28 protein-coding genes are annotated in these 25930 nt (G+C 38.1%); 17 read left to right on the forward strand and 11 right to left on the reverse strand.

Annotated features, from left to right (window positions below):
• From P0Y49_06260 to P0Y49_06270, 3 genes are read right to left on the reverse strand one after another with little or no spacing between them, the layout of a single operon-like run.
• A complete protein-coding gene (locus P0Y49_06260) occupies positions 1-261 on the reverse strand; it encodes an acyl carrier protein (protein ID WEK20738.1) in 261 nt (86 codons plus the stop codon).
• Between the two features lie 2 nt (positions 262-263).
• Positions 264-809, reverse strand: a complete 546-nt coding sequence (locus P0Y49_06265) for a hypothetical protein (protein ID WEK20739.1) — start codon at positions 807-809, stop codon at positions 264-266.
• A gap of 15 nt (positions 810-824) precedes the next feature.
• Complete coding sequence (locus P0Y49_06270; GenBank protein WEK20740.1) at positions 825-1547, reverse strand: SDR family NAD(P)-dependent oxidoreductase; 723 nt, start codon at positions 1545-1547, stop codon at positions 825-827.
• A gap of 233 nt (positions 1548-1780) precedes the next feature.
• Here P0Y49_06270 and P0Y49_06275 point away from each other — a divergent pair, with 233 nt between their 5' ends.
• The 5 genes from P0Y49_06275 to P0Y49_06295 all read left to right on the forward strand — a co-directional run bounded on the left by P0Y49_06275 (position 1781) and on the right by P0Y49_06295 (position 5825).
• A complete protein-coding gene (locus P0Y49_06275; GenBank protein WEK21777.1) occupies positions 1781-2080 on the forward strand; it encodes a metalloregulator ArsR/SmtB family transcription factor in 300 nt (99 codons plus the stop codon).
• A gap of 10 nt (positions 2081-2090) precedes the next feature.
• The gene (locus P0Y49_06280; GenBank protein WEK20741.1) at positions 2091-3197 is read left to right on the forward strand and encodes an NADH:flavin oxidoreductase; all 1107 of its coding nucleotides are present in this window, start codon (positions 2091-2093) and stop codon (positions 3195-3197) included.
• 28 nt (positions 3198-3225) lie between these two features.
• The gene (locus tag P0Y49_06285; GenBank protein WEK20742.1) at positions 3226-3738 is read left to right on the forward strand and encodes a hypothetical protein; all 513 of its coding nucleotides are present in this window, start codon (positions 3226-3228) and stop codon (positions 3736-3738) included.
• Positions 3739-3841: 103 nt separating this feature from the next.
• Complete coding sequence (locus P0Y49_06290; protein ID WEK20743.1) at positions 3842-4852, forward strand: lysylphosphatidylglycerol synthase transmembrane domain-containing protein; 1011 nt, start codon at positions 3842-3844, stop codon at positions 4850-4852.
• Between the two features lie 70 nt (positions 4853-4922).
• Entirely contained in the window at positions 4923-5825 is a 903-nt protein-coding gene (locus tag P0Y49_06295; GenBank protein WEK20744.1) for a DUF5996 family protein, read from the forward strand.
• A 1-nt stretch (position 5826) separates the two neighbouring features.
• On the opposite strand, the gene P0Y49_06300 is transcribed toward P0Y49_06295, so the two are convergent.
• Both P0Y49_06300 and P0Y49_06305 read right to left on the reverse strand, forming a co-directional pair.
• Positions 5827-6099 carry a UBP-type zinc finger domain-containing protein gene (locus P0Y49_06300; protein WEK20745.1) on the reverse strand — a complete coding sequence of 91 codons (273 nt, stop codon included), beginning with the start codon at positions 6097-6099 and terminating at the stop codon, positions 5827-5829.
• 51 nt (positions 6100-6150) lie between these two features.
• Complete coding sequence (locus P0Y49_06305) at positions 6151-6825, reverse strand: acetyltransferase (GenBank protein WEK20746.1); 675 nt, start codon at positions 6823-6825, stop codon at positions 6151-6153.
• Between the two features lie 376 nt (positions 6826-7201).
• Here P0Y49_06305 and msrB point away from each other — a divergent pair, with 376 nt between their 5' ends.
• Positions 7202-7705 (forward strand): peptide-methionine (R)-S-oxide reductase MsrB, encoded by a 504-nt coding sequence (gene msrB / locus P0Y49_06310; protein ID WEK20747.1) that lies wholly within the window; start codon positions 7202-7204, stop codon positions 7703-7705.
• On the opposite strand, the gene P0Y49_06315 is transcribed toward msrB, so the two are convergent.
• From P0Y49_06315 to P0Y49_06335, 5 genes are read right to left on the reverse strand one after another with little or no spacing between them, the layout of a single operon-like run.
• Complete coding sequence (locus tag P0Y49_06315; protein ID WEK20748.1) at positions 7706-8116, reverse strand: response regulator; 411 nt, start codon at positions 8114-8116, stop codon at positions 7706-7708.
• Positions 8106-9185 (reverse strand): hybrid sensor histidine kinase/response regulator, encoded by a 1080-nt coding sequence (locus P0Y49_06320; GenBank protein WEK20749.1) that lies wholly within the window; start codon positions 9183-9185, stop codon positions 8106-8108. Before P0Y49_06320 ends, P0Y49_06315 begins: the two co-directional genes overlap by 11 nt.
• Positions 9186-9198: 13 nt before the next feature.
• The gene (locus tag P0Y49_06325; protein WEK20750.1) at positions 9199-11355 is read right to left on the reverse strand and encodes a 7TM diverse intracellular signaling domain-containing protein; all 2157 of its coding nucleotides are present in this window, start codon (positions 11353-11355) and stop codon (positions 9199-9201) included.
• Positions 11352-12068, reverse strand: coding sequence for a hypothetical protein (locus tag P0Y49_06330; GenBank protein ID WEK20751.1), 717 nt, complete (start codon positions 12066-12068; stop codon positions 11352-11354). The genes P0Y49_06325 and P0Y49_06330 overlap by 4 nt, the downstream gene beginning before the upstream one ends.
• Positions 12055-14370 (reverse strand): Rv1355c family protein, encoded by a 2316-nt coding sequence (locus P0Y49_06335; GenBank protein ID WEK20752.1) that lies wholly within the window; start codon positions 14368-14370, stop codon positions 12055-12057. The genes P0Y49_06330 and P0Y49_06335 overlap by 14 nt, the downstream gene beginning before the upstream one ends.
• Positions 14371-14488: 118 nt before the next feature.
• On the opposite strand from P0Y49_06335, the gene P0Y49_06340 reads away from it, so the two are divergent.
• From P0Y49_06340 to P0Y49_06350, 3 genes are read left to right on the forward strand one after another with little or no spacing between them, the layout of a single operon-like run.
• Positions 14489-14944, forward strand: coding sequence for a response regulator (locus P0Y49_06340; protein WEK20753.1), 456 nt, complete (start codon positions 14489-14491; stop codon positions 14942-14944).
• A 26-nt stretch (positions 14945-14970) separates the two neighbouring features.
• Positions 14971-18588 (forward strand): PKD domain-containing protein, encoded by a 3618-nt coding sequence (locus P0Y49_06345; GenBank protein ID WEK20754.1) that lies wholly within the window; start codon positions 14971-14973, stop codon positions 18586-18588.
• 1 nt (position 18589) lies between these two features.
• Positions 18590-19603, forward strand: coding sequence for a type IX secretion system membrane protein PorP/SprF (locus P0Y49_06350; GenBank protein ID WEK20755.1), 1014 nt, complete (start codon positions 18590-18592; stop codon positions 19601-19603).
• Positions 19604-19613: 10 nt separating this feature from the next.
• Here P0Y49_06350 and rpoN read toward each other — a convergent pair whose 3' ends face one another.
• Positions 19614-21086, reverse strand: coding sequence for an RNA polymerase factor sigma-54 (gene rpoN / locus P0Y49_06355; GenBank protein ID WEK20756.1), 1473 nt, complete (start codon positions 21084-21086; stop codon positions 19614-19616).
• 290 nt (positions 21087-21376) lie between these two features.
• On the opposite strand from rpoN, the gene mscL reads away from it, so the two are divergent.
• The 8 genes from mscL to yidD all read left to right on the forward strand — a co-directional run bounded on the left by mscL (position 21377) and on the right by yidD (position 25911).
• Positions 21377-21802, forward strand: a complete 426-nt coding sequence (gene mscL / locus P0Y49_06360) for a large conductance mechanosensitive channel protein MscL (protein ID WEK20757.1) — start codon at positions 21377-21379, stop codon at positions 21800-21802.
• Between the two features lie 222 nt (positions 21803-22024).
• Complete coding sequence (locus P0Y49_06365) at positions 22025-22795, forward strand: DUF5668 domain-containing protein (protein WEK20758.1); 771 nt, start codon at positions 22025-22027, stop codon at positions 22793-22795.
• An 8-nt stretch (positions 22796-22803) separates the two neighbouring features.
• Positions 22804-23172 carry a DUF4288 domain-containing protein gene (locus tag P0Y49_06370; protein ID WEK20759.1) on the forward strand — a complete coding sequence of 123 codons (369 nt, stop codon included), beginning with the start codon at positions 22804-22806 and terminating at the stop codon, positions 23170-23172.
• Positions 23169-24230, forward strand: a complete 1062-nt coding sequence (locus P0Y49_06375; protein WEK20760.1) for a histidine kinase — start codon at positions 23169-23171, stop codon at positions 24228-24230. Before P0Y49_06370 ends, P0Y49_06375 begins: the two co-directional genes overlap by 4 nt.
• On the forward strand, positions 24208-24945 hold the full coding sequence (locus tag P0Y49_06380; GenBank protein WEK20761.1) for a LytTR family transcriptional regulator DNA-binding domain-containing protein: 738 nt from the start codon (positions 24208-24210) through the stop codon (positions 24943-24945). The genes P0Y49_06375 and P0Y49_06380 overlap by 23 nt, the downstream gene beginning before the upstream one ends.
• Before the next feature lie 113 nt (positions 24946-25058).
• The gene (gene rpmH, locus P0Y49_06385) at positions 25059-25217 is read left to right on the forward strand and encodes a 50S ribosomal protein L34 (protein WEK20762.1); all 159 of its coding nucleotides are present in this window, start codon (positions 25059-25061) and stop codon (positions 25215-25217) included.
• A 63-nt stretch (positions 25218-25280) separates the two neighbouring features.
• Complete coding sequence (locus P0Y49_06390; protein ID WEK20763.1) at positions 25281-25694, forward strand: ribonuclease P protein component; 414 nt, start codon at positions 25281-25283, stop codon at positions 25692-25694.
• Positions 25681-25911 (forward strand): membrane protein insertion efficiency factor YidD, encoded by a 231-nt coding sequence (yidD, locus tag P0Y49_06395; protein WEK20764.1) that lies wholly within the window; start codon positions 25681-25683, stop codon positions 25909-25911. Before P0Y49_06390 ends, yidD begins: the two co-directional genes overlap by 14 nt.
• Positions 25912-25930 lie beyond the last annotated feature (19 nt).

A 25930-nucleotide genomic window follows, 5' to 3' on the forward strand; every position in this document is an offset into this window, starting at 1 on the left:
TTAGACTCTTTCTTTTGTTTTTATGATGAGGTCTACGATATCTTTTACCTTCGACCCAAGATCGTCTATATCATCATCTTCAAATTCTACATCAAATTTCTGCTCCGCTTTAGCTGCAATATTGATCATTTCTGTTGAAGGGGTATTGAGGTCAGCTATAAAATCAGTTTCTTCTGTTACGTTTTCCAGTTTTTCCTGGTCAATAGTTCTAACTGTTTTTAGAATATCCACCAAGCCATCAATAATTTCTTGTCTTTCCATTGTTATTTTTTCTTATCTCTTTTTATTCCTTTTCCTGTTACGTCAAATAGTTCTGATATCAATGTGAAATCATCACTAAGGTCATATTGAAGAAATTGTTCTGTGCTAAAATTACTAAAATAGGCATCCAAATCAAGACCTTTAGGTACTTTGTAGATTCTGCCTTCACTGATCATTTGTCTGAATTTATAGAAGGTGATCCGACCCATGCTGATAAATACATCACCTTCTTCAAGGTAACTTCTAAAATTGACTTGCCCAATACTTACAAAAAGTGGAATGAAGGTAGCCTTAAGGTGGTTGAAGTCGCACTGCTGCTTAATGCATTCTGAAAAAGCGCTGCAAGATACAATTGTAGCCTGAGCAAATGACTCGATCTGGTCTACACCTCTGAATACGCCAAAATGATCCTCCACATCTCTTGCTGTGGGCGAGTAGCTGGCAACAATACCAATATCAGGCACATGCCAGTGATAAGCGTCCAAAAGCGATTTTTTTGGTCCGTGGATCAATAGGTCTGCCGGGGATGTTCCTAAAAGATTATTCATTTTATAATGTATTAATTAGGCTAAACCACCATTGATGTGTATGTTAGTTCCATTGATATAAGCAGATTGATCAGACACCAGGAAGGAAATCAATTCTGCTATTTCTTCTGCTTTTCCAAATCTCTTTGAAGGAATCATTTTTAAATACTTTTCCTTTTCAGTCTCAGGAATGCCATCTGTCATGTCAGTTTCAATAAAACCGGGAGCAATGCTGAGTACCCTGATCTGATGGGTATCGTTGAGTGCTGCGGCTTCCTGCGCCAATGATTTTGATAGGGCAATTAAACCGGCTTTTGTTGCCGCATATACGGATTGAAAAGCATTTCCGGTTTCTGCGACTACCGAACTGATATTGATGATTACACCTTGTTTGTTGAGGCTAAAGATTTTCATAGCCGTTTTGCAAATCATGATAGGCGACCTGAGGTTAACATTAAGCATCGTATCGATTGCCTTTTCAGGTTGAAAGATCAGTGAATTATCAAAAGTAATCCCGGCATTATTTATAATACCATAAAGTGTATCGCCATGTTCCTTTTTCAGTTGTTTACAAAAATTGGCTACTTGCTCAGCATCAGAAAGATCAGCACACAAAAGTTGGCTGTTTTGGGGGATAGCTGTAAAGCTATCTGCGCTGGAGGCGTGCAATATCAGTTCATATTGAGAAGATAATTTTCTAGATATTGCTAAACCAAGGCCCCTGCTAGCACCAGTTATTAATATCTTTTTTTTTGTCATGCAGCGTTTTAGTTAGTATAACGATTATACTATGAATCCTTAATGACAGAATACATAGGGTAGATTATAGGCTAAATATGCTTATTTTTTTTTGAACATTTATATTTCTACCTAAAATAATATGGTTTAACGCTTGTAGGATATCGGGAAAATCCGATATTATCATCAAGGAGTCATCTCTTCTTGCTTAATAGGGATATCGGAAAAAGTCGATATATCTTTGTGCTATGAATATGAAACAGCTAGATATATTTAAAGCACTTTCCAATAAGACGAGGCTGGAGATTTTGCAATGGTTAAAAACTCCTGAAGCAAGTTTTCCAGCGCAAGTTCATGCAGGCTTTGAAGTTGGAGTTTGTGTAGGGGAGATCCAAAAAAAAGCAGGACTTACCCAGTCTACTGTTTCCGAGTACTTATCTATTCTTCAACGTGCTGGCCTGGTAGAATCTACGAGGGTAGGACAATGGACCTATTACAAACGTAATGAAGCAGCATTTGAAGAGTTGAGTAAAATTATCCAATCTGATATTTAAATAGAATAATATGAATACTGACAGTTTATTTAGACCCTTCAGTCTGAAATCATTAAATACAAAAAACAGAATTGTAATGGCCCCTATGACCAGGTCATTCTCGCCGAATGGAATACCTACTTCAAATGTAGTAGCTTATTATCAGAAAAGAGCGGAAGGTGAAGTTGGCCTGATCCTTTCTGAAGGTACAGTGATTGACCGGATTGCTTCTTCGAACGACCCTAATATTCCTCATTTTTATGGAGCAGCGGCTCTGTCGGGTTGGGAGAATGTGATTAAAAGCGTGCATGGAGCAGGAGGGAAAATGGGACCTCAGATCTGGCATATGGGGATTATGGACAACCACCGTTCTGGTTGGGTGCCAGCTGAACCTTTTGAAGGGCCTTCGGGTTTGAACAGACCTGGCTTCAACAATGGAAATACCATGACTGAAAATGACATTACCGAAGCGATTTTGGCCTATGGCCGCGCAGCAGCCAATGCAAAGCGTTTGGGATTTGATACTGTTGAGATTCATGGTGCCCATGGTTATCTGATTGATCAGTTCTTCTGGGAGGGTACAAATTTGCGTACAGATGGTTATGGTGGTAAAACCTTGCCAGAGCGTAGTCGTTTTGCGATTGAAGTGATCAAAGAAGTGCGGAGACAGGTAGGGGAAGATTTTGCAATCATTCTTCGTTTATCACAGTGGAAACCTGCCGATTATACCAACCAAATGGCAAAAACACCGGAAGAAATGGAAGCCTGGTTAAAACCTATGGCCGATGCAGGAGTAGATATTTTCCATTGTTCACAGCGCCGATTCTGGGAGCCGGAGTTTGAAGGTTCTGACCTGAACTTTGCCGGATGGGCAAAAAAGATAACTGGAAAAGCCACCATTACCGTAGGCTCTGTAGGTTTAAACGGTGAATTTTTAGCAGCTTTTGCAGGTGAAAGTTCTGAACCAAGTTCATTAGAGGAATTGATGCGTCGTATGGATAGGGGAGATTTTGACCTCGTAGCTGTAGGTAGGCCATTGTTGGCTGATCCGAATTGGGTAAAGAAAATCAAAGAAGGGAATACAGGAGCATTAAAAGGTTTTACGAAAGCTGCACTTAATGAGCTGATTTTAGATTAACCTATAATGTTATGATGAAATTTGGCGTATGAGCAATGTTTTAACTTTTACCAGGATATTCCCGGAATACCATATCAGAAAGGGGGAGCCTACGTATTTCGTAGAGCAAATACTGAATAATCTAATTAGCCAAAACATAAAATGTAATGTTGCGGAGGTAGAGGCCCAGTTTGGCTTTAGGTTATTTGATAAATTTAGAATTGAATGCGGATCTAAAGGGCATACGGTACGATCTGGGAATGATTGGAAAGTTGGAGATCAGTTTTCTCCAGGTATATGGTTAGATAAACCGTATGTCTCTAAAATCATCACCATTGCTCCGGATATGAAGATTAAAAAGATTTGGACTTTTGAGTGTAGCGAAAAGGGAGTTATAGCGGTTGACGGTTCAGTTATAGATGCCTGCCAGGAAGAGGAGATAGCTAAAAATGATGGATTATCTTTAATCGATTTTAAAGATTGGATAGTGATGCCCTGTCGAAGGAATCAAAAGTCATTTAAAGGCCAGATAATTTGCTGGGATGATTCGATCGTGTATTAACCGGTTATTGGTTAAGCGAGTGATCCGCAAGATTGGGCCAGTTTTTGTGCATTAAATTTGCTATTTGTTTGTTAATTAGTAGTGAAGCTTACGCTGTACTTTGATGACAAAAGAAAAGGAACATGGATTTTTTACCCGATCAAGGATCATATTTTATGTATTATCAATAGGGGTATTTTATTTTGCTTTGCATTATATTGGAAAGCTCGATGATATTAAAACCCTGTTACTTGAAATGAGCCCAGCATGGTTATGGCTTGCCATTGGAGCACAAATCACAACCTATTTACTCTACGCATATGTATTAAAAGTACTATTAAGCAAAGATTCAAAACTTATCCCTTTTAGGATTTTATTTAAAACCTCAATTGTCATTATTTTCATCAATCAGGCACTACCAACGGGAGGTATCAGCGGTAATGGATATGTTTTTAATCAACTTGTTAAGAGGAAAGTAGGGGCAAACCGCGTATTCTCAGTTATTGTATCGGAATCAATTTGCTACTACACAGCTTTTTTGTTGCTGTTAATTACTTTTTTTAGCTGGTATCAAATCGTAGCAACCAAATATAATTCTACAATTATGTATGTAGCTATACTGGGCTTTGTTTTTTATTCCTGTCTGGGCTTTCTGATGTTTTCACTTAGCAACCAGAAAATATTAAGTTATATTTTGCGTAAACTGGCTAAATTTCCTCGTATCCAAAAGTATCTGGAAAGCGTGAAATTTGCTTCTTTTACCGGCAATAATGAGGGGGTATTTAAATTGCTCCTAAAAGATAAAGCTAGTTTAGTGAAGGCTATTGGTTTACAAGTTGGCCTCATTAGTTGTGATGTGCTTACGGTATTTGCAGTCATTAAAGGCCTTCATGTTGCTATACCGTTTTATGCTATGGTTCTCGGCTTACTGCTCTCCATTGTAATTGGTGCATTGCCAATATCTCCAGGATCATTAATTGTTTATGAAAGCGCAATGACCTATTTTTTTACAACAATGGGGGTGCCAATTCACGCATCACTTATTATTACACTGCTCTTTAGATTTTTAACGTTTTGGCTACCGATACCAGTGGGGCTGGCATTATACAAAAATCTCGAACAAAAACAGACCTGATGCTTGTTAATTACATTGGAAAATAATTTAATAGAATCAAACAATTGTAGTGACGGTTTGTAATTAGACCATGGAACACAATTGGCCAATACTTTCCTATGAAAAGGGGAAGTCCACCTATGAGACTTTACAACTATGGTCGCAGATCGTAGGAAAAATAAAACTTGCAGTTCTGCCATGGGTAAACCATTCCTGGCATGTTACACTTCATGTTACACCCACTGGCTTAACCACAGAATCGATGCGGTATAATGATCAAAGTTTTCAGATAGATTTTGATTTTATAGTGCATCAATTAAAAATTACAACCAGCAATGGGGAAACTCGGCAATTCGATCTACATGAGATTTCTGTAGCTGATTTTTATAGAAAAATTTTCAAGCTCTTAAATGACTTGAAAATCAATTTAACGATTAAACCTATTCCCGTAGAGCTTGCTGATCCAATTCCCTTTGAAGAGGATACTACCCATGCTACCTATGAGGATCAACAGGTTACCGCTTTTCATCAGGCTTTGCTAAATATTCAGGATGTTTTTATGAAATTCAGAGCTGAATTTAGGGGCAAGTGTAGCCCGATTCATTTTTTTTGGGGGAGTTTTGATTTAGCATTATCTTTCTTCTCCGGTCGTACAGCACCTAAACATCCTGGGGGAGTACCAGGTATGCCTAATTGGGTCGCAGAAGATGCGTATTGTAAAGAAGTGAACAGCTGCGGCTTTTGGACAGGAGGAGAAGGCTTGAAGGAGGTCGTGTTTTATTGTTATTTATATCCCGAACCCAAAGGATACAAAAGTGCAAAAGTTCAACCCGAAGAAGCATATTATCACCAAACGTTAGGCGAATTTATTTTGCCTTATTCTGTAGTACAACGTGCAGAAAAGCCAGGTGATAAATTAATGGAGTTTTTACGCAGTACTTATAACACTGGTGCCGACTTAGCCAAATGGGATAGAGAATCGCTGGAATATTAATTTAATAATCTGTAAAAATTTCATCTTTATAACACCACAACCACCTTTCCCCAGGCATCGCGGAGCTGACAACCGGATGCTGTGTAGCATGGTAGTGCTTTGTCATATGCATATTGGGGGATTGATCACAACACAATGTCATTCCACAAGTTTGACAAGTTCTTAAATGAACCCAATCACTATTTATTTTAATGCATTCTTCACACACAAGCTCTTTGGGAAGCTTTATCATTTCAATGCTTTTGATATGCTCACAAATTTGTTTGTTTTCCATGATAACAGATTTGAATTGATATATGCCAAATAAAATGCCAGGTACTTAAACTTACTCATGTTTAACTTCACGTGATTTATTAAACATAATAAACCTTTTCGAGTCACCTACCCGCTGCGGAACTGTAGAATCTGAGATGATCGAGTAATCTTCAGTGTCTTTGCGAATGAATACACCGGCACCAATGATATTGTTGTTTCCTATACAAACATCTTCCTTCACTGAAGAGTTGATCCCAAGGAAAGAATTATTTCCAATAGTTACATTCCCTGCAAGTATATTACCCGATAGCAGCACATTATTTCTAATCGTTGAATGATGGCCAATACGTGTGCCAATTAACATGCAGTTATTGCCAATAGTGACAAAAGGATGGATAACCGAAGCTTGATCGATAAAGGTATTCTGGCCTGTAACTAAATCCGGCCATACATTTGCCCTTGAGGAAATGTAATTTGCAAATGAATAACCGGCCTTCCTGACTTTATGATAAACAACTTCCCTAACATTATTTCTACCGATAGCAACATGTATCTTGTGACTTTCTTTAGGAAATTTTGTCAAGACCTGTTCAAAACTTAATATGGGCAATCCCAATAGTTCAGTTTCCAAAGGCGCATAGGCATCATCAACACAAAATGCAACAACTTCATAGGGACTGTCATTGTTAAAGGAGTAACATATCAGCTCTGCCATTTTTCCTGTTCCATAAACCACAACTTTCATAACAACTTATTTTGAGGTAATTAACTTAATTAAAGATATGCTAAAATATTGCTCAGATATAGAGCACCTCCTTTTTTGATAACCTCTTCTTTACAGCTTTACAGGGGAGGAGGATGTTGGGGTATTTTGTCAGGAACATTATTTTTAGACTTTTTATAGTGCATAGGAGCGATGAATAGATAGTATAGATTGTAAACTTATTTCACGCTTTTGAACTTCATGGTTTACACATTTTTTAGCCTAAAAAAAAGTAACAACTTTAACCAGCCAACTTTGTTATATAGTCGTGATAGCCGGAATATTCGAATTATACCAGGTCATTAAAAACCTGAAACCACATCATTATCGTATATGTTCAAAGTAGAACTTTAAAAAAATGAAAGCGATATTCAATTTACTAATCCCTGTGCTGCTATTAAGCAGTAGCTACGGACAAAATAAACCTATGAAAAATCCTTATTATTCCAGAACGGACACTAAAAAGCTGAACGTAAGTAATGCAGAATGGAAAAAGATATTGCCTCCTGATCTTTATGCTGTAGCCAGGGAAGCTGCGACAGAAAAGCCTTTTACAGGAAAGTACTGGGATTCGGAAACCAAAGGAACATACTATTGCAGGGTATGCGGAAATCCCCTGTTTAAATCCGATGCTAAGTTTGCCAGTACATGCGGCTGGCCAAGTTTTTTCGAGCCTATCCGTAAAAATAGTACCATTTACAAAAACGACAACTCTTTAGGGATGCATAGAATAGAAGTACTCTGTGGCCGTTGCGGTTCTCATCTAGGACATATTTTTGATGATGGACCGCCGCCAACATACAAACGTTACTGTATGAATTCGATAGCTTTGGATTTTGAACCTGCTGGTCTGGGTAGATAGTTATGAAGGAAAATGCTTTTTCAACACAGCTTCCAATTCCTTAGGGAATAGGGGCTTTTTTAACAGTTTAACAACATGAAGGCTGGCTTCGGCCTTTTTGATATCTCCAAAATCAAGCGTAGAAGAAAGCATGGCAATCAGACAATTCTCCGTTAATCGTTTTGGCATATCCTTATATACTTCCAAAAATTCAAAGCCATCCATATCTGGCATTTGTATATCGAGTAAAATGAAGTCAGGTAGTTTGTCTCCATTATTCAAGGCTTTGTGAAGGTAATCCAATGCATCCTCTGCCGATTGGCAGGTAATGACCTCCTCAAACAGGCTCGATATCTTTATGATTTTCGAATTGATCCTTAAATCAACATCATTATCATCGATTAATAAAACTGTTTTGCAATTATTTAACATTAGGAATGGTTATTTTAAATGTAGTACCTTCAGTCTGATTAGAACTTACGGTAATTTTCCCATTAATCTTATTTAATGCTTCTTTAACAATAAATAATCCTAACCCGCTACCTTGATTAACTTTACTCTTGAAGAATTGGGTGAAAATCTTTTCCAAATGCTCATTAAGAATACCCATCCCATTATCATTAATAGAAATTTCTACCTGCTCTCTTCTAACATCAACATGTATATTAACCCTTTTGTTTATTTCGGTCTCTTTTTGATATTTAATCGCATTTGAAATCAAATTACCCAATATCACCTCAACTCTAAAAGCATCACCGTAAAACTCTTCCTTCTGATTAATATCTATACTAAAAGTAGTTTGATGATCCGCATAAGTATGCAGCTCGATTAACTCGGGTATCAGTTTATGAAAGTCAATAGACGTGTTTTCTGAGATGGTTTTATTGTTTTTATAATACTGAAGAGTTTTCTGAATATAGTAATCCAATTTATTAGAACAGGTTTCTATCAAACTCCAGTATTCGCCGCTATTGTTATAAAGCCCTTCCATCTTAACCAGATTAACAATGCCCATTGCTGATACAAGAGGAGCCCTCAATTCGTGAGAAATACTATATATAAATCTGTTGAGTTCATCATTTGTCTTCTCCAGTTCAGCTACTTTGTTTCTCAGGTCAATTTTGGCTTTATAGGCATCGTAAGCATTTTTTATAGAATTGTGTAATTCCAGATCGTTCCAGGGCTTAGTAATATATCTGTATATATCACCATGGTTAATCGCATCCGCAAGTGCTTCAATATCAGTATAACCGGTAAGCAATATCCTTATCGGATCAGGGTAGGTGTCTATAATGCTCTTAAAAAACTCGACACCCGTAGTACCAGGCATTTTTTGGTCGGCCAGAATAACCTGTATCGAAATGTTTTGCAATACTTTTAAACCCTCAGCAGCTGATATGGCCGTGTAGATTTCATACTGTCGCCTAAAACTCGCTTTAAAAGCCTGAAGATTATTTTCTTCATCATCAATATATAGAACTCTTACATTGGGTGCACTCATAGTACGCTTTTGCTTATTGTGTATTAACAGGTAATGTAATGATGAATTCTGTACCTTGATCTACTTCGGATAGAACATCGATATGACCTTTATGTTTCTCAATTATACTAAAAACAATTGATAAACCTAAACCAGTTCCTTCTCCAACTTCTTTAGTGGTAAAGAAAGGTTCAAATATTTTGTGCTTAACCTCATCGCTCATTCCTGTACCCGAATCTTTAATGCTAATTTTAACATTGTTGTCCTCGTACCAGGTTCTTATGATTAACTGCTCTTCTTCTCTGTCCTTTCCGTTAGACTTAATGGCTTGTATGGCATTGGATATCAGGTTCATGAATACTTGGTTTATTTTACCCGGCAAACATTCTATTTTAGGCAGATTCCCGTATTCTTTAGTCACCTTAAGGTTATCAGGCATTGTATTTTTTACCAAAACCAGGGTTGACTGTAAACCTTCATTGATATCAATAGGTTTTAAATCATCTTCATCCAAACGGCTGAAATTTCTTAAACTTCTGATGATCTCTGCTGTTCTTTTTGCTCCATCAGTAATCCCTATCAACAGAGATTCGATCTCATTATTGATAAATTCAAGGTCTATCTGCTTTTTAAAAGCGTCAATTTCCTTAATCTGATCCACTACATCCAACGAATAATCTATCTTTTCATAGCGATTGATGATTTCTTTTAAGTCGTCAATATCGAGCTGTAATGGCTTAATGTTCGAAGTCACAAAGTTTATCGGATTGTTAATTTCGTGCGCAATACCAGCCGTTAACTGTCCCAGTGCAGCCATCTTTTCAGCATCTACCAACTGCGACTGTGCAGCTTTCAGATTACTCAAAGCCTGATTAAGATTTGCATTTGTTTCCTGTAAGGCCTCAGTTCTTTCATTAACCTTTTTCTCCAATTCAATATTCTGTTGAAGTATCAACTGCTCATTTTCTTTAGAAATCAGGAGCGCACGTTTCTGAGCAATCTCATTCTCTTTCTTAAAGAAGTTAATCTTATCTGCCAGAGCAAAAGAAAGAAGCATCACTTCGATTACTGAGGTAAACTGAACGGAATAATTCGTATAAGTATTATAAGGCAGTACCTCATAGTCCTTAAGAATGAAAATCATCATTCCAAAAAATAAGAACGACCAGGAGGCCAGATAGTAACCGGCAGGCTTAAATTTCTTGTGGAAAAAGGACCGGTATGCAGTAGCCGTTCCAATAATTGAACCTGCCAGAATAAGTACCTGCATACCTGTAAATGAGGCATGTTTAAATCCAAATAACAGAGTAATCGTATTAATAATGGATAGAACAAGTAGGATGTTTATAATACGGTGGCTTTTTGGTGCATTTACCTTAGTATTAAGAAAGGATTGTGTAAAAAGTATAGACGCAATAAGGCCCAGATTGGCAAAAAGGATAACCGCAATATTATCAAACCAAGGATGATCAATTAGAAAATACTTGGTAAAATAGCCTTGAAGGGTTACCTGAGTTGCCCAGGTAAAGATGATGCAAAAAATATAGTTGAGGTAACTATTGTCCTTAATGCTGAAATAAAGAAATAAGTTATAGGCAAACATGATGATCATGATGCCCGTATATATACCAAAGAAAATATCTCTTTTTGCAAAAATATTATCAAAGTCAATTTTTGCGGCGATGAAAACCGGAGCAATAATGACCTCATCGGAATACAATTTAATATATATTTCCGGCAGTTGATCAACCACCTCTCGTGGTATAACGTAGCTTCTGGTATTACCAGGGAAATCAAAGTTGGCTACTGTACTGTTTTTTTGCCCGGCCATTTGGTAAATCACATGGTTGTCTTTTACAAAGTAGATATCTGCAATCTCCAACCTGGCCTGATCAATCAATATACTAGGTTCCACAACGGACTTTTTGATGTCCGGAAAATCTGCTTTTAACCAAACAGACTTATCAATTTTGCCAAAATTAATAAATGGAGCATCAAAAGGTTTAAACACTTTTTGTGCTTTGAGTACCCAATCTATGGAGGCTGTATCCGGGAAGTCAATTAAGATACTGGAGTGTTCCGTTAAATTAAATAAAGAATCCCTGGTCTCCCTAAAAGAAGCTTTAGTAATAAAAGTACAACATAAAAAGAAAAAAAGGATGACTAATTTCTTGTAAGCACTTTTCCTCATAAAACTATATCAATATGCATGTCTATAAAGCCATCATTTGTTTTGTTTGGAATTGGAATGATTTGTTTTGGATTCTTTCTTAGGGCCATAACAAAATCATGCGACTCCTGTGTTGCCGTAGGTAGTGTATCCAGCTCGTCATTTAAAACAACTGTAGCAGTAAGATCTTCTTTTGGATAATAAAACTTACCATTAATACCGATCTCTTTAACCACTCTAAAACCACCTCTCACAGCATTTCTATAAGTTGCAGGAGCCGTAAGTCCAAACAATGATTGTAAGCCAATTAAGCTGGATAAGGCAACTGTAATTTGGCTTAATACCCAACTACCTACACCTAGTCCGGCAATTTCCCATGAGTTCCATACTCCACAAAGCTCCCCGGTTCCATTAGCTACCCGGTCGGCCACCATACCATAAATCCGATTATCCATGTCACCTACAGCTCCTTCAACAGGTAGGGGAGTAATTCCATCAGCAATATGAACCCGGCTACCGGCTAGTGCTTTACCATCCTCCTCAGCACTTACAATCACAACATAAACTCCAGGATTAAGTACCCAGTCTATTTTTGCAGAAGTAATTTTCGTAATTCCGAATATTTCTAATACGTGTGTGTGTCCTTCAATAAATTTCATACAAGCCGCGCGATTGTCTACGGCCCTAAAAGCTTTAAAATAAAGCTTGTTGATCTGCGGTTTATGCTGTTCCAATGGATAAAGTTTTATTTAAAGGTTTTCTAATTGTACGTTGCGGTGATGATTCTGCTTTAAATATTCTAAACATGAATATTTCTGCAATATTATCAGTTATTTTAAACAAATGCTTTAATTTTTGATGTAAATTGAAAATTTGGTTTCTAATTTCTTCAGGAAGATCATTCGATTCCTGAATACCATTCTTGTAAAAGAAAATTAAAGGAACATTTACGGGATGAATTTGATAGCCTAATGCAGTGGCGGTAAGCCACAGTTTTTCAACCGCCATGCCTCCTTTTAAATAATCAAGAGGACTATGTTGCGGTAAAGTAATTAAGCCAATAGCGGGGGATGATTGGAATTGCTTTAGGGCAAGGTATTTGAAGGCATTACCGCCTTTTATCTTTTTTAGAAATTCAACAGCTCTTTCATCTTTCATAAGCCTTAGTCCGATCTGATCCTGATTGCTTAAGTCGAGGGTATTTATGCCAATACCATCGGCTGTTTCGAGAATCTGTTCCTGGTTCCACCGCATTTCTTTCTTTATAAAATCCTGGTGAGCGGCAGGAGTAAACATACGCAATAGATCAGCTTGACCTGATATATCGCCCAAAACTGTTTTATCCTCAGGGGCAGTAAGCCAATTTAATCCAATTTCGTCAGTCTCAATAACTGCTTTAAGCTGATCCAGATCGGCATCACTAATTTCCTGTGCCATACCAAGCTTTCGGTTAGTATGTCTTTCAGGTATTTGTGCAGCCAGGTTTTTCTCCCCTTCGGTCACCTCATGCTTCCCTTTAAATTTAAAAAAGGCAATGTGGTTAGGGAAAAGTTCTGGTGTGAAATTCCACTCCACACCCAGTTCATTTACAGCAGCCTCTAATAATAAATTCTCAATGGAAGCACCTAAAGAAGCATAGGAAGAAATGTAATCAGGGTCTAAATAAGCACCAGATACACTTTTGTTTAAAAACAGGTGCAAAGTCCCATTTTTATAATGCCAGTGCCATGGTTGGTTGTTTCCTCCTGAAGGTGCTTTACCTGCCGAAGCAATCAACTGATGAATCAACATTTCTGAGATGTCTTCCCCGTGATTACCGTCACCGATCTGATGAGCAGATAAATAGGCGTTCAGATCCGAAGGATCTAAGTGTTTATCGCTTACTTCCTCAACCGGATCAGGCACAGGTACCTCATCCGTAATCAGCTCGTCTATATCAACAAAAAATCTTCCTGATATTTTTAAGCCCCCCAATAATATTTTTCTGGAAAGATCGGCTGTAATTCCACCACCATAAGTAACGGCACTAGCCAGCTGAGGCCAGGTAGAAATGGTACTCATAATTTCAACGGCTGAAGCCTTCATTCTTGGCGATAAAGTCTCAATTCCCGTTACCGGAGCAATATATGGTACTTTCTCATCCAATGTTTTAAGCGTTTTAAAAACACTCATATCAATATGCTCTACATAGCCATGTAAAACAGGTCTTTCAGGCTCAAGATCAAATCTCTCAATATCAATAGTACACCTGTCGCTACCTTCCATTAAGACAGGGATGCCCAACGCCTTTGCTTTTTGCCGTGCGCTAATCTTTACATCAAAACTATCACACTCATCAATTAAAAGATCAAGCGTTCCATTTTCAGTTAAAAAAGCATCAATATTATTCTCGGTAATGCCCTCATGGAAACAAACAACCTTTAAAAAAGGATCAAGTTCAGCAATTTCTCTGGCCACGATAACCGTCTTTTGAAGTTGTATATTGTGTATGCCAGTTCTGATGCGGTTTAAATTAGAAAGATCAAGTTCGTCAAAGTCCGCAATACGCAATTCTCCAAATCCTCTTTCAATAGCCAGAGTTAAAGAAACCGATTGACCTACCGACAGTCCCATTACACCTATTTTCTTTTGTGAAAGTAATGCTTGCTCTTCAGCAGTGATTTTATGCTTATTCCTATTCGTACGTACAATCACAAATTCTTCCTCATCAAGGAGGTGAACTAATTTTTCAGACCATGGATAATATACCCATATACCATAATCAAATAATGGTGTTGAGCCACGATGATTTTCAGCTACTTTTCTTAATTCAGTAGGGGGGATTCCAGGCTTTAAACATTTAATAAGTTCTTCAATTTGAGATTCAATACAATCAAAAATCTGAATATGAGGTTTATTCGCTAAAAGATCAGTAAAATTTTGCTTTTCGGTACTGTTTTTGGTATTAAATAATACAGGCTTGTAGAGTTTATTTAATTGCTTCGTGTTGTTTATTAGTGCTTCAATATCTAAATTAGGATAAGCTTGAGACTGCATTTTTTTAATATATGTATGCTATAAAAATAAAAAAAAATAGGTAAATTATTGAAAGAACTAAAAATAGGCTTTTAAGAGTAATAATAAAAAAGTATTTTTAACTTTTATTTCCAGACAAATGAATGTGAATATCCTTTATGTTGATGACGAACCTCACAATTTAAGTGCGTTTAAGGCCACTTATAGAAGGTTGTATAATATTTTTACCGCGGAATCTGCTGATGAAGGCAGGATTATTTTAGATAAGGAAGAAATTCATGTGATCATTACCGACCAGAGAATGCCCAAAACAACGGGAGTAGAGTTTCTGGCTTCTATCCTGGAGAAACATCCGGATCCAATCAGGATGATCCTTACCGGGTACACGGATATTGATGCAGTAATTGATGCCATTAATAAAGGGCAGGTATATCGATACATTCAGAAACCATGGATGGAAGCTGATTTAAAGATCAATATTGAAAAGGCATATGAAATATATATGCTTAGAAAAGAGAACAGAGATCTGACTGCAAAATTATTATTGGCAAATCAGCAGCTTGAATTTTTATTAAGACAAAATCTACTATCTTAGTTATCCTAAAGGGATAACTAAGTAATATGTACAAATGGGTTTTAATAATATGGGCGCTCTTGTTCTTCCCATGTGTTCGTGTGGAAGCCCAAAATACCTCAAATAAAGGAAAAGAATTTTGGATAGCTTATACCGGCCATATTGATGGTAAAACCTCTAAAATGTATTTGTATATTACTTCTGATGTCAATACTGCAGCTGAAGTTCGGATTGGTGGACTAAATATTCCAGGTTCACCATTTTCCATTATTGCAAATCAGGTCCGGGCAGTTCCTATAGATCCGGCAATACTTGATGTTTACATTGGTAGTTCAGATGTAAAAGAAGTAGGTAAATCCATTCAGGTAATTGCGGAGAAACCCGTTGTTGTTTATTCTCATATTTTTAAAGCTGCCAGATCAGCCGCCACACTGGTATTGCCAACCAAAGTATTGGGCAGGGAATATTACGCTACGGCTTATACACAAAACTCGCCAGGAGGCAATAATCCCGGGCCTGCATATTCTGAATTTACCATTGTTGCGGTTGAAGACAATACCCTTATCGAGATTACTCCAACAGCTAAGGAGTTAAATAACCATCATGCAGCCGGACAGACCTTTCAAATAACATTACAAAAAGGGGATATTTATCAGTACCAGTCAAGTACTGATCTGTCGGGCTCGCATATTCTTTCTATTGCCAGTACGGGTGGCATCTGTAAACCGATAGCCGTTTTTTCCGGAAGCAGCTGGGTCGGTTTTTGTGGTAATGGCGTGCCCTCCGGTAGTGGGGGTGATAACCTTTATCAACAATTGTATCCAATAACCGCCTGGGGAAAGGAATTTATTACAGCCCCCTTTATCCGTAAACCGTACGATGTATTTCGGGTTTATTTCAGCAAAGACAATACTACGTTGACGATAAATGGCGTAGCAATTAGCCCGGTTACTTTTAATAAGGGTACATTTTACGAATTTACATCTGCTGATGTGGGTAATCACATTAAAGCTTCCGACCCCATCAGCGTAGTTCAGTACCAGATTAGTCAGGGTTGCGATATCGTGAATGTAGGTTTGCCTAATAATACACCACCACCGCATCCCGGAGATCCGGAAATGACGGTGTTGAATCCTGTTGAGCAAACACTATCTAAAATTACTGTTTATTCGGCATTGCAGAATCAAACCACTCCGCCTACCAATATCACCCAGCATTATATCAACGTAATTATTAAAGATGAATTTAAGGCCTCCTTTACGATTAATGGGTTAGCACCTCAGAGCACATTTGTTTCTATTGGCAGTACGGGATATTCTTACCTTCAGGAAGATGTGTCAGCTAGATCCTTGACGAATCCTACGCATACGCTTATGGCTGATGGTGGGTTTTCTGCCATTGCCTATGGGTATGGAAATGTAGAATCCTATGGATATCTCGCCGGAGCAGATGCCAAGAACCTGTATCAGAATCTGGAACTTTTTGATATAAATACCGCTACCAATACCCGTGTGGAAAAGACTGATATTTGTGTAGGGGAAAGAGCATCTTTTACTCTGGCTTTACCTTATCTACCTCCAAAAATAACCTGGACAATTGATGGCATTACGGATGCGCCAATAGACAATCCAAACCCGGATAGAACGGAGACGTTAAATGGAATTATGGTATATAAATTTAATTATCATCAGGATTTGTTATTTGATCAGCCTTCGTCACATGAGGTTAAGGTTGCGGTGATTAATCCTAACCCTTCAGGCTGCGATCCAAATGAAGAAATGGTAATGGATTTTGATGTTTTTGGATTACCAACTGCTAAGATCGCTCCAGGGCCAATACAAACTTGTATAGGGGTTCCAATAACTTTTACTGATGCAAGTATTCCCAATGGGAAAAATATTGCCAAATGGCATTGGGATTTTGGTGATGGTACAGGTACTGTGACGAAAAGGTCGGCAGCTCCATTCGAATACACTTATACAAGTGCTGGTGATAAGAAGGTAACGCTTTGGGTGGAGAGCGAATCAGGCTGTGAATCGCCACCGGCCACGCCGGTAATTGTACATGTAAATAAACTGCCAGATGCTGCTTTTAAAATTGGAACACCTTCCTGCGAGACCAAAGAAGTAACTTTTACAGACCTATCCATAGCCAACGAAGGTGTCATTACAAAATGGCTCTGGAATTTCGGAGATGCAAATGCTTCAGCCAGTAATCCTAACGTTTCAACAGTTAGAAATCCGGTGCATAATTTTTCCACACCAGGCACTTATCAGGTGACTTTAACGGTTGAAACCGATAAAGGATGTACAAATGTTGCGTCAACACAACAGTTAGTCATCAATAAACTTCCTTTAGTCGATTTTGATACCCCGGATGCCTGTGTGAGCGATAATGCTGTGCTGTTTAAAAATAAAGCTACAAATGCAGATGGAACTACTATCGGCTTGCGCTATGTTTGGGACTTCGGTGATCCTGCAGGTTCCGGTGGACTAAATACCTCAACTTTAACTGATGGTTTACATAAATACCATGCAGCCGGTGACTATACGGTGAAACTTACAGTGACTACAGCTGATGGTTGCAGCAACGTAGTCCCGCATACATTCAGAGTAAATGGAGCGACGCCTTCAGCAGCTTTTGAGGTATTGGATAAGGATAATTTATGTAGCAATAAGGACTTTCAGGTTAAAGACAATTCAACGATTGCCGGCTTTGATAAGATTACCAGACTGGAATGGTATATAGACAATGTAATGATTAAGGCAGTACAACATCCGGTAAGAAACGACACTTATGCTCTAAATTATCCGGTCTTTACTTCGCCCTTGACTAAAACTGCAGAATTAAAACTAATTGCCTATTCGGGTGATGTGAGTGGTCCATGTAAGCATATAAATTTGGAAACCATCACTTTGCATGCAGCACCATCGGTAAAATTTGATCAATTAACCCCGGTATGTATCAATGCAGGAAGTATGCTGATTGTAGCAGAAGAAATAGGCAATGTACCCGGTAAAGGTGTGTTTTCAGGGCCGGGCATTAATGCTGATGGTCGCTTTAATCCACTTCGTGCTGGAGTTGGAATCTGGAATATCACTTATACATTTACTGCTGATAATGGTTGTGTAGATCAAATCACCCGATCAATTATTGTGAATCCATTACCAAAAGTTAATATTGAAAGCGACCTGTATGCATTTATTGATGGTATAGTACAAGTTAATGCCTCCGTGTCAGAAGCAGGATTAAAATTTAAATGGTCGCCAGCTACAGGGTTAAGCAGAGATGATATATTGAACCCTATTATTACCGCTGATGATGATAGGGAATACACGCTGACTGTAACTTCTAAATTAAACTGCGATGAAACTGTAAAGGTTCGGCTTCATGCATTAAGGGAAATCATTCCTCCAAATGCTTTTAGTCCCAATGGGGATGGTGTAAATGACGTTTGGAAATTAAATCACCTTGAATCTTATCCAAACTCAACGGTAGAAATTTTTAATAGATACGGAGTAAAAATTTTTTTTAGTCAAGGATATTCAATACCTTTTGATGGCAATTATGAAGGGAAACCATTACCTGTTGGTACATATTATTATATAATCAATCCAAGAAATGGAAAGAAAACAATTACCGGCTCATTAACATTAATCAGGTAGGATGAAACGCTCAATATTTTTAGTGCAATTGCTATTAGGGCTTAGTTGTTTTGCACAACAACGGCCACAGTATACCCAATATGTTTTTAATAATTATCTCTTAAATCCGGCAATCAGCGGTATAGAAAATTATACAGATATAAAAGTAGGCTATAGAAAGCAATGGGCAGGTATTGAAAATGCACCTCAAACATCTTTTATAACTGCTAACTGGAACCTTGGGGCTGATTATCTGTGGAAAAATGCCTTATCTCTACCTGATAAAGGCGATGATCCAATGAGCAGGAATTACATGCAAAACTACACTTCCTCACCTGCACACCATGGGATGGGTGTTACCGCTGTTTACGATAAATTAGGGCCCCTTTCAAGACTTGATGCAAATCTAACTTATGCTTATCACCTCAAACTAAGTAATACATATAACTTTTCTGTAGGTGTTGCAGCGGGGGTAAGCAGGATAGCTATGGATATCAATGCTTTAACTTTTGAGGATCAAAGCCGTATTGATCCCGCAATATCAAATGGTAGCGCAAGTCAGCTCAAGCCCGATTTGAGTTTGGGTGTGTGGCTATACAGTGGCAGACTCTTTGCAGGGGCATCCGTACAACAGATTTTGCAACAAAAGCTTTCGTTTACCAGTGATCCCAATTATAATATGGGGAGAGAGAGACCGCATTTTTTTGTTACAGCAGGTTATAGGCTATATATTGATGATGAAGTTTCGGCAACACCTTCAGTTATGGTTAAACAGGTAAGTCCAGTACCGGCATCTGTTGATGTAAACTTAAAGATTTCATTTAGAGATAGGTTTTGGTTAGGGGGGAGCTACCGTAAAGATGATTCATTTTCGGCTATGGCCGGCATTAATATTAGTAAGTTGCTTAACCTAACCTATGCTTACGATTTTACCACATCAGGATTGAATCAGGTTAGCAATGGTAGTCACGAAATTGTATTGGGCGTTCAGCTTAATAATGTCTACGAAGTTTTTAGCTCCGGAAGAATGTGGTAAAATCAACTGATTAAAGCTCTTTTCTTAACCTTGCTACTGGGATATTCATTTGCTCCCTGTATTTAGCAACAGTTCTTCTTGCAATGTTATAACCCCTCTCTTTCAATATCTCAGTAAGCTTCTCATCGGCCAAAGGTTTGCGTTTATCTTCGTTACCTATACAATCTTCCAAAATTTTCTTTACCTCTTTATTGGAAACCTCTTCGCCACTCTCAGTCTGTATAGCTTCTGAGAAGAAAGATTTTAACAGGAAAGTTCCAAATTCTGTTTGGACATATTTAGAATTAGCCACACGCGAAACGGTGGAAATATCCATGTCAATTTTATCTGCAATATCCTTTAGGATCATTGGACGCATCTTGCGCTCATCACCTGTCAGTAAATACTCATATTGATACTGCATAATGGCATTCATGGTCTTTAACAGGGTTTGTTGCCTTTGCTTAATGGCATCAATAAACCATTTTGCGGAGTCTAACTTTTGCTTTACAAACTGTACGGCTTCTTTTAGCTTTTTATCTTTTTGGGCTGCTTTATCATAATGGTCAAACATATCGATATACGACCTGCTTACCCTTAATTCCGGTGCATTTTTTGAGTTTAAAGTAAGGATCAGTACCCCATCATTGTTAGATACATGGAAATCCGGGATAATCTGTAACTGTTTTGTTGTTACCTGATTAGAGTCGCCCGGTTTAGGGTTTAGCCTTAATATTTCTGCAATAATCTCTTTTAGATCCTCGCTGCTCAGGTTAAGCGCTTTTTCTAGTTTATCGTAGTGTTTTCTGGTAAATTCATCCAGGTAGTTTTCAACGATCAGGATGGCTTTTGTAATGATTGGATTATTAAGGTCCTTACGTTTTAACTGTAGAGTAAGACATTCCTGTAAGTCCCTTGCAGCAATGCCTGGGGGATCAAAATTTTGTATAACCCTGAGCATGTCAAGAACATCTTCCTCTTCAACCATAACATTTTGAGAAAATGCAAGGTCGTCAATCATGGAAGTAATTGGCCTTCTCAGGTAGCCATCATCATCCAGACTGCCTATGATTTGCTTTCCAATAATAAAATCCTGATCGGAGAGGGGAACAAGATCCAACTGTTCCTGTAAGCTTTCAAAAAAGGTACTTTCAATAGCTATTGGTGTTTCCTTTTTTTCCTCATCATCGTCGTTGTTATTGTAAGAGGTGCTGTAATCGTTTACATCATCATCCTGTAAATAATCATCAACATTAAATTCATCTGCACCTTCTTCCTTTGCGGCTCCATCATATTCTTCCGGACTGTCATTCAGGTCGTCGTACTCACCTTTAGGTTCTTCAGCTATCATTAAGCTTGGATCTTCAAGTGCCGGGTTTTCTTCCAGTTCTTCTTTTATGCGGGTATCTAAGGCAACTGTAGGTACTTGCAGCAGTTTTATAAACTGAATTTGCTGCGGCGAAAGCTTTTGAAGTAATTTTTGTTGTAGATGTTGTTTTAGCATAGAATGACGAACAGGTATTTATGTACCCGTTTCAAAAATACACATTTCGTACGGATAAAAGTAATTACGAATATATAAATCAGAGACGATGCTGATAAACAGTGTGGTTTTTTTAATTATTTGCCGATCCCCTTACTTTTGATTTCGTACGCTCATTAATTGTCTAATATAACCAGTTGGCATTAAAGGGCGATACAAAATAATTTAAAATAAAAGTAAATTCCTGCCTTATAAATCCTTTGATTTTCCAGGAAAGTTGTTAATTTTATTATATAAATAAACGTATACCTATGGGATTTGTAAAAGAATTTAAAGAATTTGCTGTTAAAGGTAGTGTAATGGACCTTGCTGTCGGTGTGATCATTGGTGGGGCATTCGGCAAAATTATTGACAGCGCTGTGAAAGATTTAATCATGCCAGTGATATCTGCGGTTATCGGTTCGGTCGACTTTAGTAACCTATATGTGGTACTGAAAGGTACGGTTGCAGCTAATCTACCTTTAGAGGAAGCTAGAAAAGTACCGGAGACGGTAGTCTTTGCTTATGGTAACTTTATCAGTGTAGCCATTAATTTCCTTTTATTGGCAATGGCTGTTTTCTTATTGGTAAAAGGTATCAATAAATTAAAACGTAAAGAAGATGCTGCTCCGACTGTTGCACCTACACCTGGTGAAGTGCTGCTTACAGAGATCAGAGATTTATTGAAAAAGAAATAGCTTTTAGCTAAGTTATTGGCACATATATAAGGTGCTTATTCGGAAAAATTATTTTTCGGCTAAGCACCTTTTGCGTTAACGGTATTTTGTTTACCGACAAAAAACTGCAGTTTACCGATGATTTGATGGGGTATATGGTATAGCCGTTTGTAGTCTTTTAAATGTGCCTAAATTTGAAACAAATAAAGATATTGTAGGTCTAAATTTTAATAAAAGAACAAGATGGATAAGTGGAACAAAAGTAGTAGTTCGAGCAGGATATGCAGTGGTCTGATTATTTTGGTGATAGGATTGGTATTCCTGCTAAGGAATTTTGGGTTGTATATCCCTGATTGGATATTTACCTGGCCAATGTTACTTATTGTAATTGGTTTGCTTATAGGTTTTAAGCGCAATTTTAACGGAATAGGCTGGCTGATTATGGTATTGGTTGGCGGATCATTTATTGCAGGTGATATTTGGGGCCATGAAGTTTCTAAATATTATTTTGCCGGAGCACTGATTATTGCGGGTTTATACCTGATTTTTAAACCAAAAAGCACCTATTACAGAGATAGAAGGTTCGATAAGCGTTGGGAACGTAAGTTTGGTCAAAGATTTAACCCGGAGCCGCTTGAACAGGAGCCAAACGCTACGTACTCCAACATAGATAAAAATGATATTCTCGATTCGGTGAGTGTATTTGGAGGTAGCCATCAACATATTCATTCAAAAAACTTTAAAGGAGGGGATGCTATCGCGATTTTCGGAGGTTGTGATGTGAACCTTACACAGGCTGATTTTGAAGGTACAATAGAATTGGATGTGGTGGCTTTATTTGGCGGGGTGAAGATTATTGTTCCTCCCAGTTGGGAAGTTAAATCGGAGGTTGTAGCAATTTTTGGTGGATTGGATGATAAAAGATCGGTTGGTCCGGTGAGTGCAGAGCCACGTAAAATAGTTAAAATTCAAGGGGTGACGATTTTTGGAGGGGTGGAGATTAGAAACTTTTAAAATGCAAGATGATGAAATGGTTTGTAGTAAGATATATTTATCAGATAATTACCGGAGAAGGCGATCACTCACCTCAATTTGATGAACAGCTAAGGTTAACTATTGCCGCAAATTGCGATGAGGCCCTTACTAAGGCCGAGCGACAGGCTGATGATTTCCATCGTCCTTTTAGGAATTGCAATGGCGATATGGTAAGCTGGAAGTTTATCTGTGTGGCCGATTTATATGAAATTCAGTCTCCTGCTGATGGGGCTGAAGTGGCCTCGGTACTGCACGAACCTGAGGATGTAAATGCCTTTTTAGATAATATAAATCAGCATAAAACATTTTTGCAGCAATTGCTACCATTTTCAACCCCCTCAATTAAGTTGTTTTGACAAACAGACCATTATCAATCACCAGAATTAAGAAGTTTGCATCAGTCATATTTTTGGGCTGGGTTTCGGTGTTTGTTGTTCTTTTTTATTTCACACTTAATTTTAGCTGGCCCATATCTGTTGCCGATAGTTTAATTACAAATGGCCTGCTGGCACTTGCTTGTATGCTGATGAGCAATTTGTTGGGGTACTATCAGCCTAAAAATGAAACCATCATTTTTGTGCTGGCACTTACGCTTATTATGGCGCTATTTATTACTTTCATGAGCAAGTTTTTGTTGGTTTTGTTATTTTCTGATCACAACACCTATATCAACTTTCTTAAGTTAACGCTTACCGTACGTTTCCTCATTGTATTTGTGTTTATTGCCTGGTGCGCTCTGGCAAATGTTTTATGGTACAGACTGGAAGAACAATCGGCCACACAGGAGCGCTTGCTTGCTGCACAGAACCTTTCGAAAGAAGCTGAATTAAATAAACTACGTCACCAATTGCAACCACACTTTTTGTTTAACAGTTTGAATTCTGTTTATGCATTAACGATTGTAAATCCTAAAGAGGCCGGAACCATGATCACTAAGTTGGCCGCTTTTTTAAGGGGTACTTTAAAAAGGGATGATGAAGTTTGGGTAAGTGTGGCCGAGGAAATGGAATACATTGAACTGTACCTGGATATAGAAAAGGTACGCTTTAGTCATAGGTTAAATATTAACCTTGAAATTGCTGATGAAACCTTAAATTTGCGTTTGCCAGGAACGCTTTTGCAACCTATTGTAGAGAACGCCATTAAATTTGGACTGTACAATACTGCTGCCGCTATTACGATATCACTGCAGGTAAAGATGGAAAATAACCATTTGGTGATTGTGGTGCAAAACCCTTATGATCCGGAGATGAGGGCGACAGAAGGGACGGGATTTGGTTTGACAGCTATCCGGAGAAGGCTGTATCTGCTGTTTGCTGATGAACGATTATTGCAAACAGATATAAGTACCGGAAATAGGTTTGAAACTACGCTTAAAATACCTCAACAAAATGATAAGAACGATATTAATTGATGATGAGCCTCTGGCCAGGGATGTGGTAAAACACTACCTGAGTGACTTTCCTGATGTTGAGGTGGTGGCCGAATGTAGTGATGGTTTTGAGGGGATAAAAGCCATTGCAGAGCATCAGCCTGATCTTATTTTTCTGGATATACAGATGCCTAAAATCAGTGGCTTTGAAATGTTGGAACTGGTAGATAAACATCCGGCAGTTATATTCACTACAGCGTTTGATGAGTATGCCATTAAAGCATTTGAAGTAAATGCTGTTGATTATTTGCTGAAGCCGATAGAACAGGCCCGGTTTGATTTGGCGATGCAAAAACTACCGGCCAGATTAAGTAACGTAGATGCTGTTGCTAAGGAGCTGCTGGATGTAGCAGGATTAAGTCCGGCTCAAAGCAATAGGGTTGTAGTTAAAAAGAATGGGGTAATTAAAATTATTGCTGTAACAGATATTCATTATCTGGAAGCCGATGATGATTATGTAAAACTGAGTACGGCAGAGGGGATTTTTCAAAAGAATAAAACGATGAGCTTTTTTGAAAAAGTACTTGAGGGGAGTCAGTTTATTCGGATCCATCGCTCATATATCATAAATTTGGCACAGGTTACACGGATAGAACTCAAAGAAAAGGATAGTTATGTGGTGCTTTTAAAATCAGATATATGGCTGCCAGTCAGCAAAACAGGCTACACAAAACTAAAAGCAGCATTGGGATTGTAGCAGAATTACAAGGAAAATAAAAACTATAGGTGAAATGTATTTGCAATTAAATAAAAATCGCGCTATATTTGCACCTCTTATTTAAAAATAAATAGTCAAGATATAATACAGTTATGAAAAGAACATTCCAACCTTCGCAAAGAAAGAGAAGAAACAAACACGGCTTCCGCGAAAGAATGGCTACAGCAAACGGTAGAAGAGTATTAGCTTCACGCCGCGCAAAAGGAAGAAAAAGATTAACGGTTTCAAGCGAAGGCCGCCACAAAGCATAATTTTTGATTGCAGCACAATTAGTGTTAGCAGATCAGAATGTCTGCAAATTTGCGATCAAAAAGATGAACACATTTAATAAGGAAGAACGGTTATGTAGCAGGAAATTATTAGACCTGTTATTTAAGAACGGTTCTTCTTTTTTGTTATATCCGTACCGCGTATCTTACTTGTTTGTTCCGGTTGAACATGATTTCCCGGCGCAGATAGTGATTAATGTAGCTAAAAAAAGGTACAAAAGGGCGGTAGACAGAAATCTGATTAAGCGTCGCAGCCGCGAAGCCTATCGTTTACAAAAGGAGCAGGAGCTTTATGCTTTTTTGCCCGAATCTGAAGAGTTATTACTGCTTTCCCTACAGTTTGTTGGTAAAAAGATTTACGATTTTTCTTTTTTTGAGAAGAAACTGGCAGCTGCTTTAAAGCGACTTATCGCCAATTTGGAAGCTAAAAAAGCCACAGGAACAGATGAGCGTAATTAAACAGGTTATTGGTTGGTTCTTTTTAGTACTCATTAAGCTTTATCAGTGGTTTATCTCTCCCTTGCTGGGTGCAAATTGCAGGTTTACACCTACTTGTTCGCAATACGGAATAGAAGCCATAAAAAAGCATGGTCCTTTTAAAGGAGGCTGGCTAACTTTGAAACGTATAGGCCGATGTCACCCCTGGGGCAGTCACGGTCATGATCCTGTTCCTTAATTAACTTTACGCTCTTTAT

The organism is Candidatus Pedobacter colombiensis (assembly GCA_029202485.1).
GTDB lineage: Bacteria > Bacteroidota > Bacteroidia > Sphingobacteriales > Sphingobacteriaceae > Pedobacter > Pedobacter colombiensis.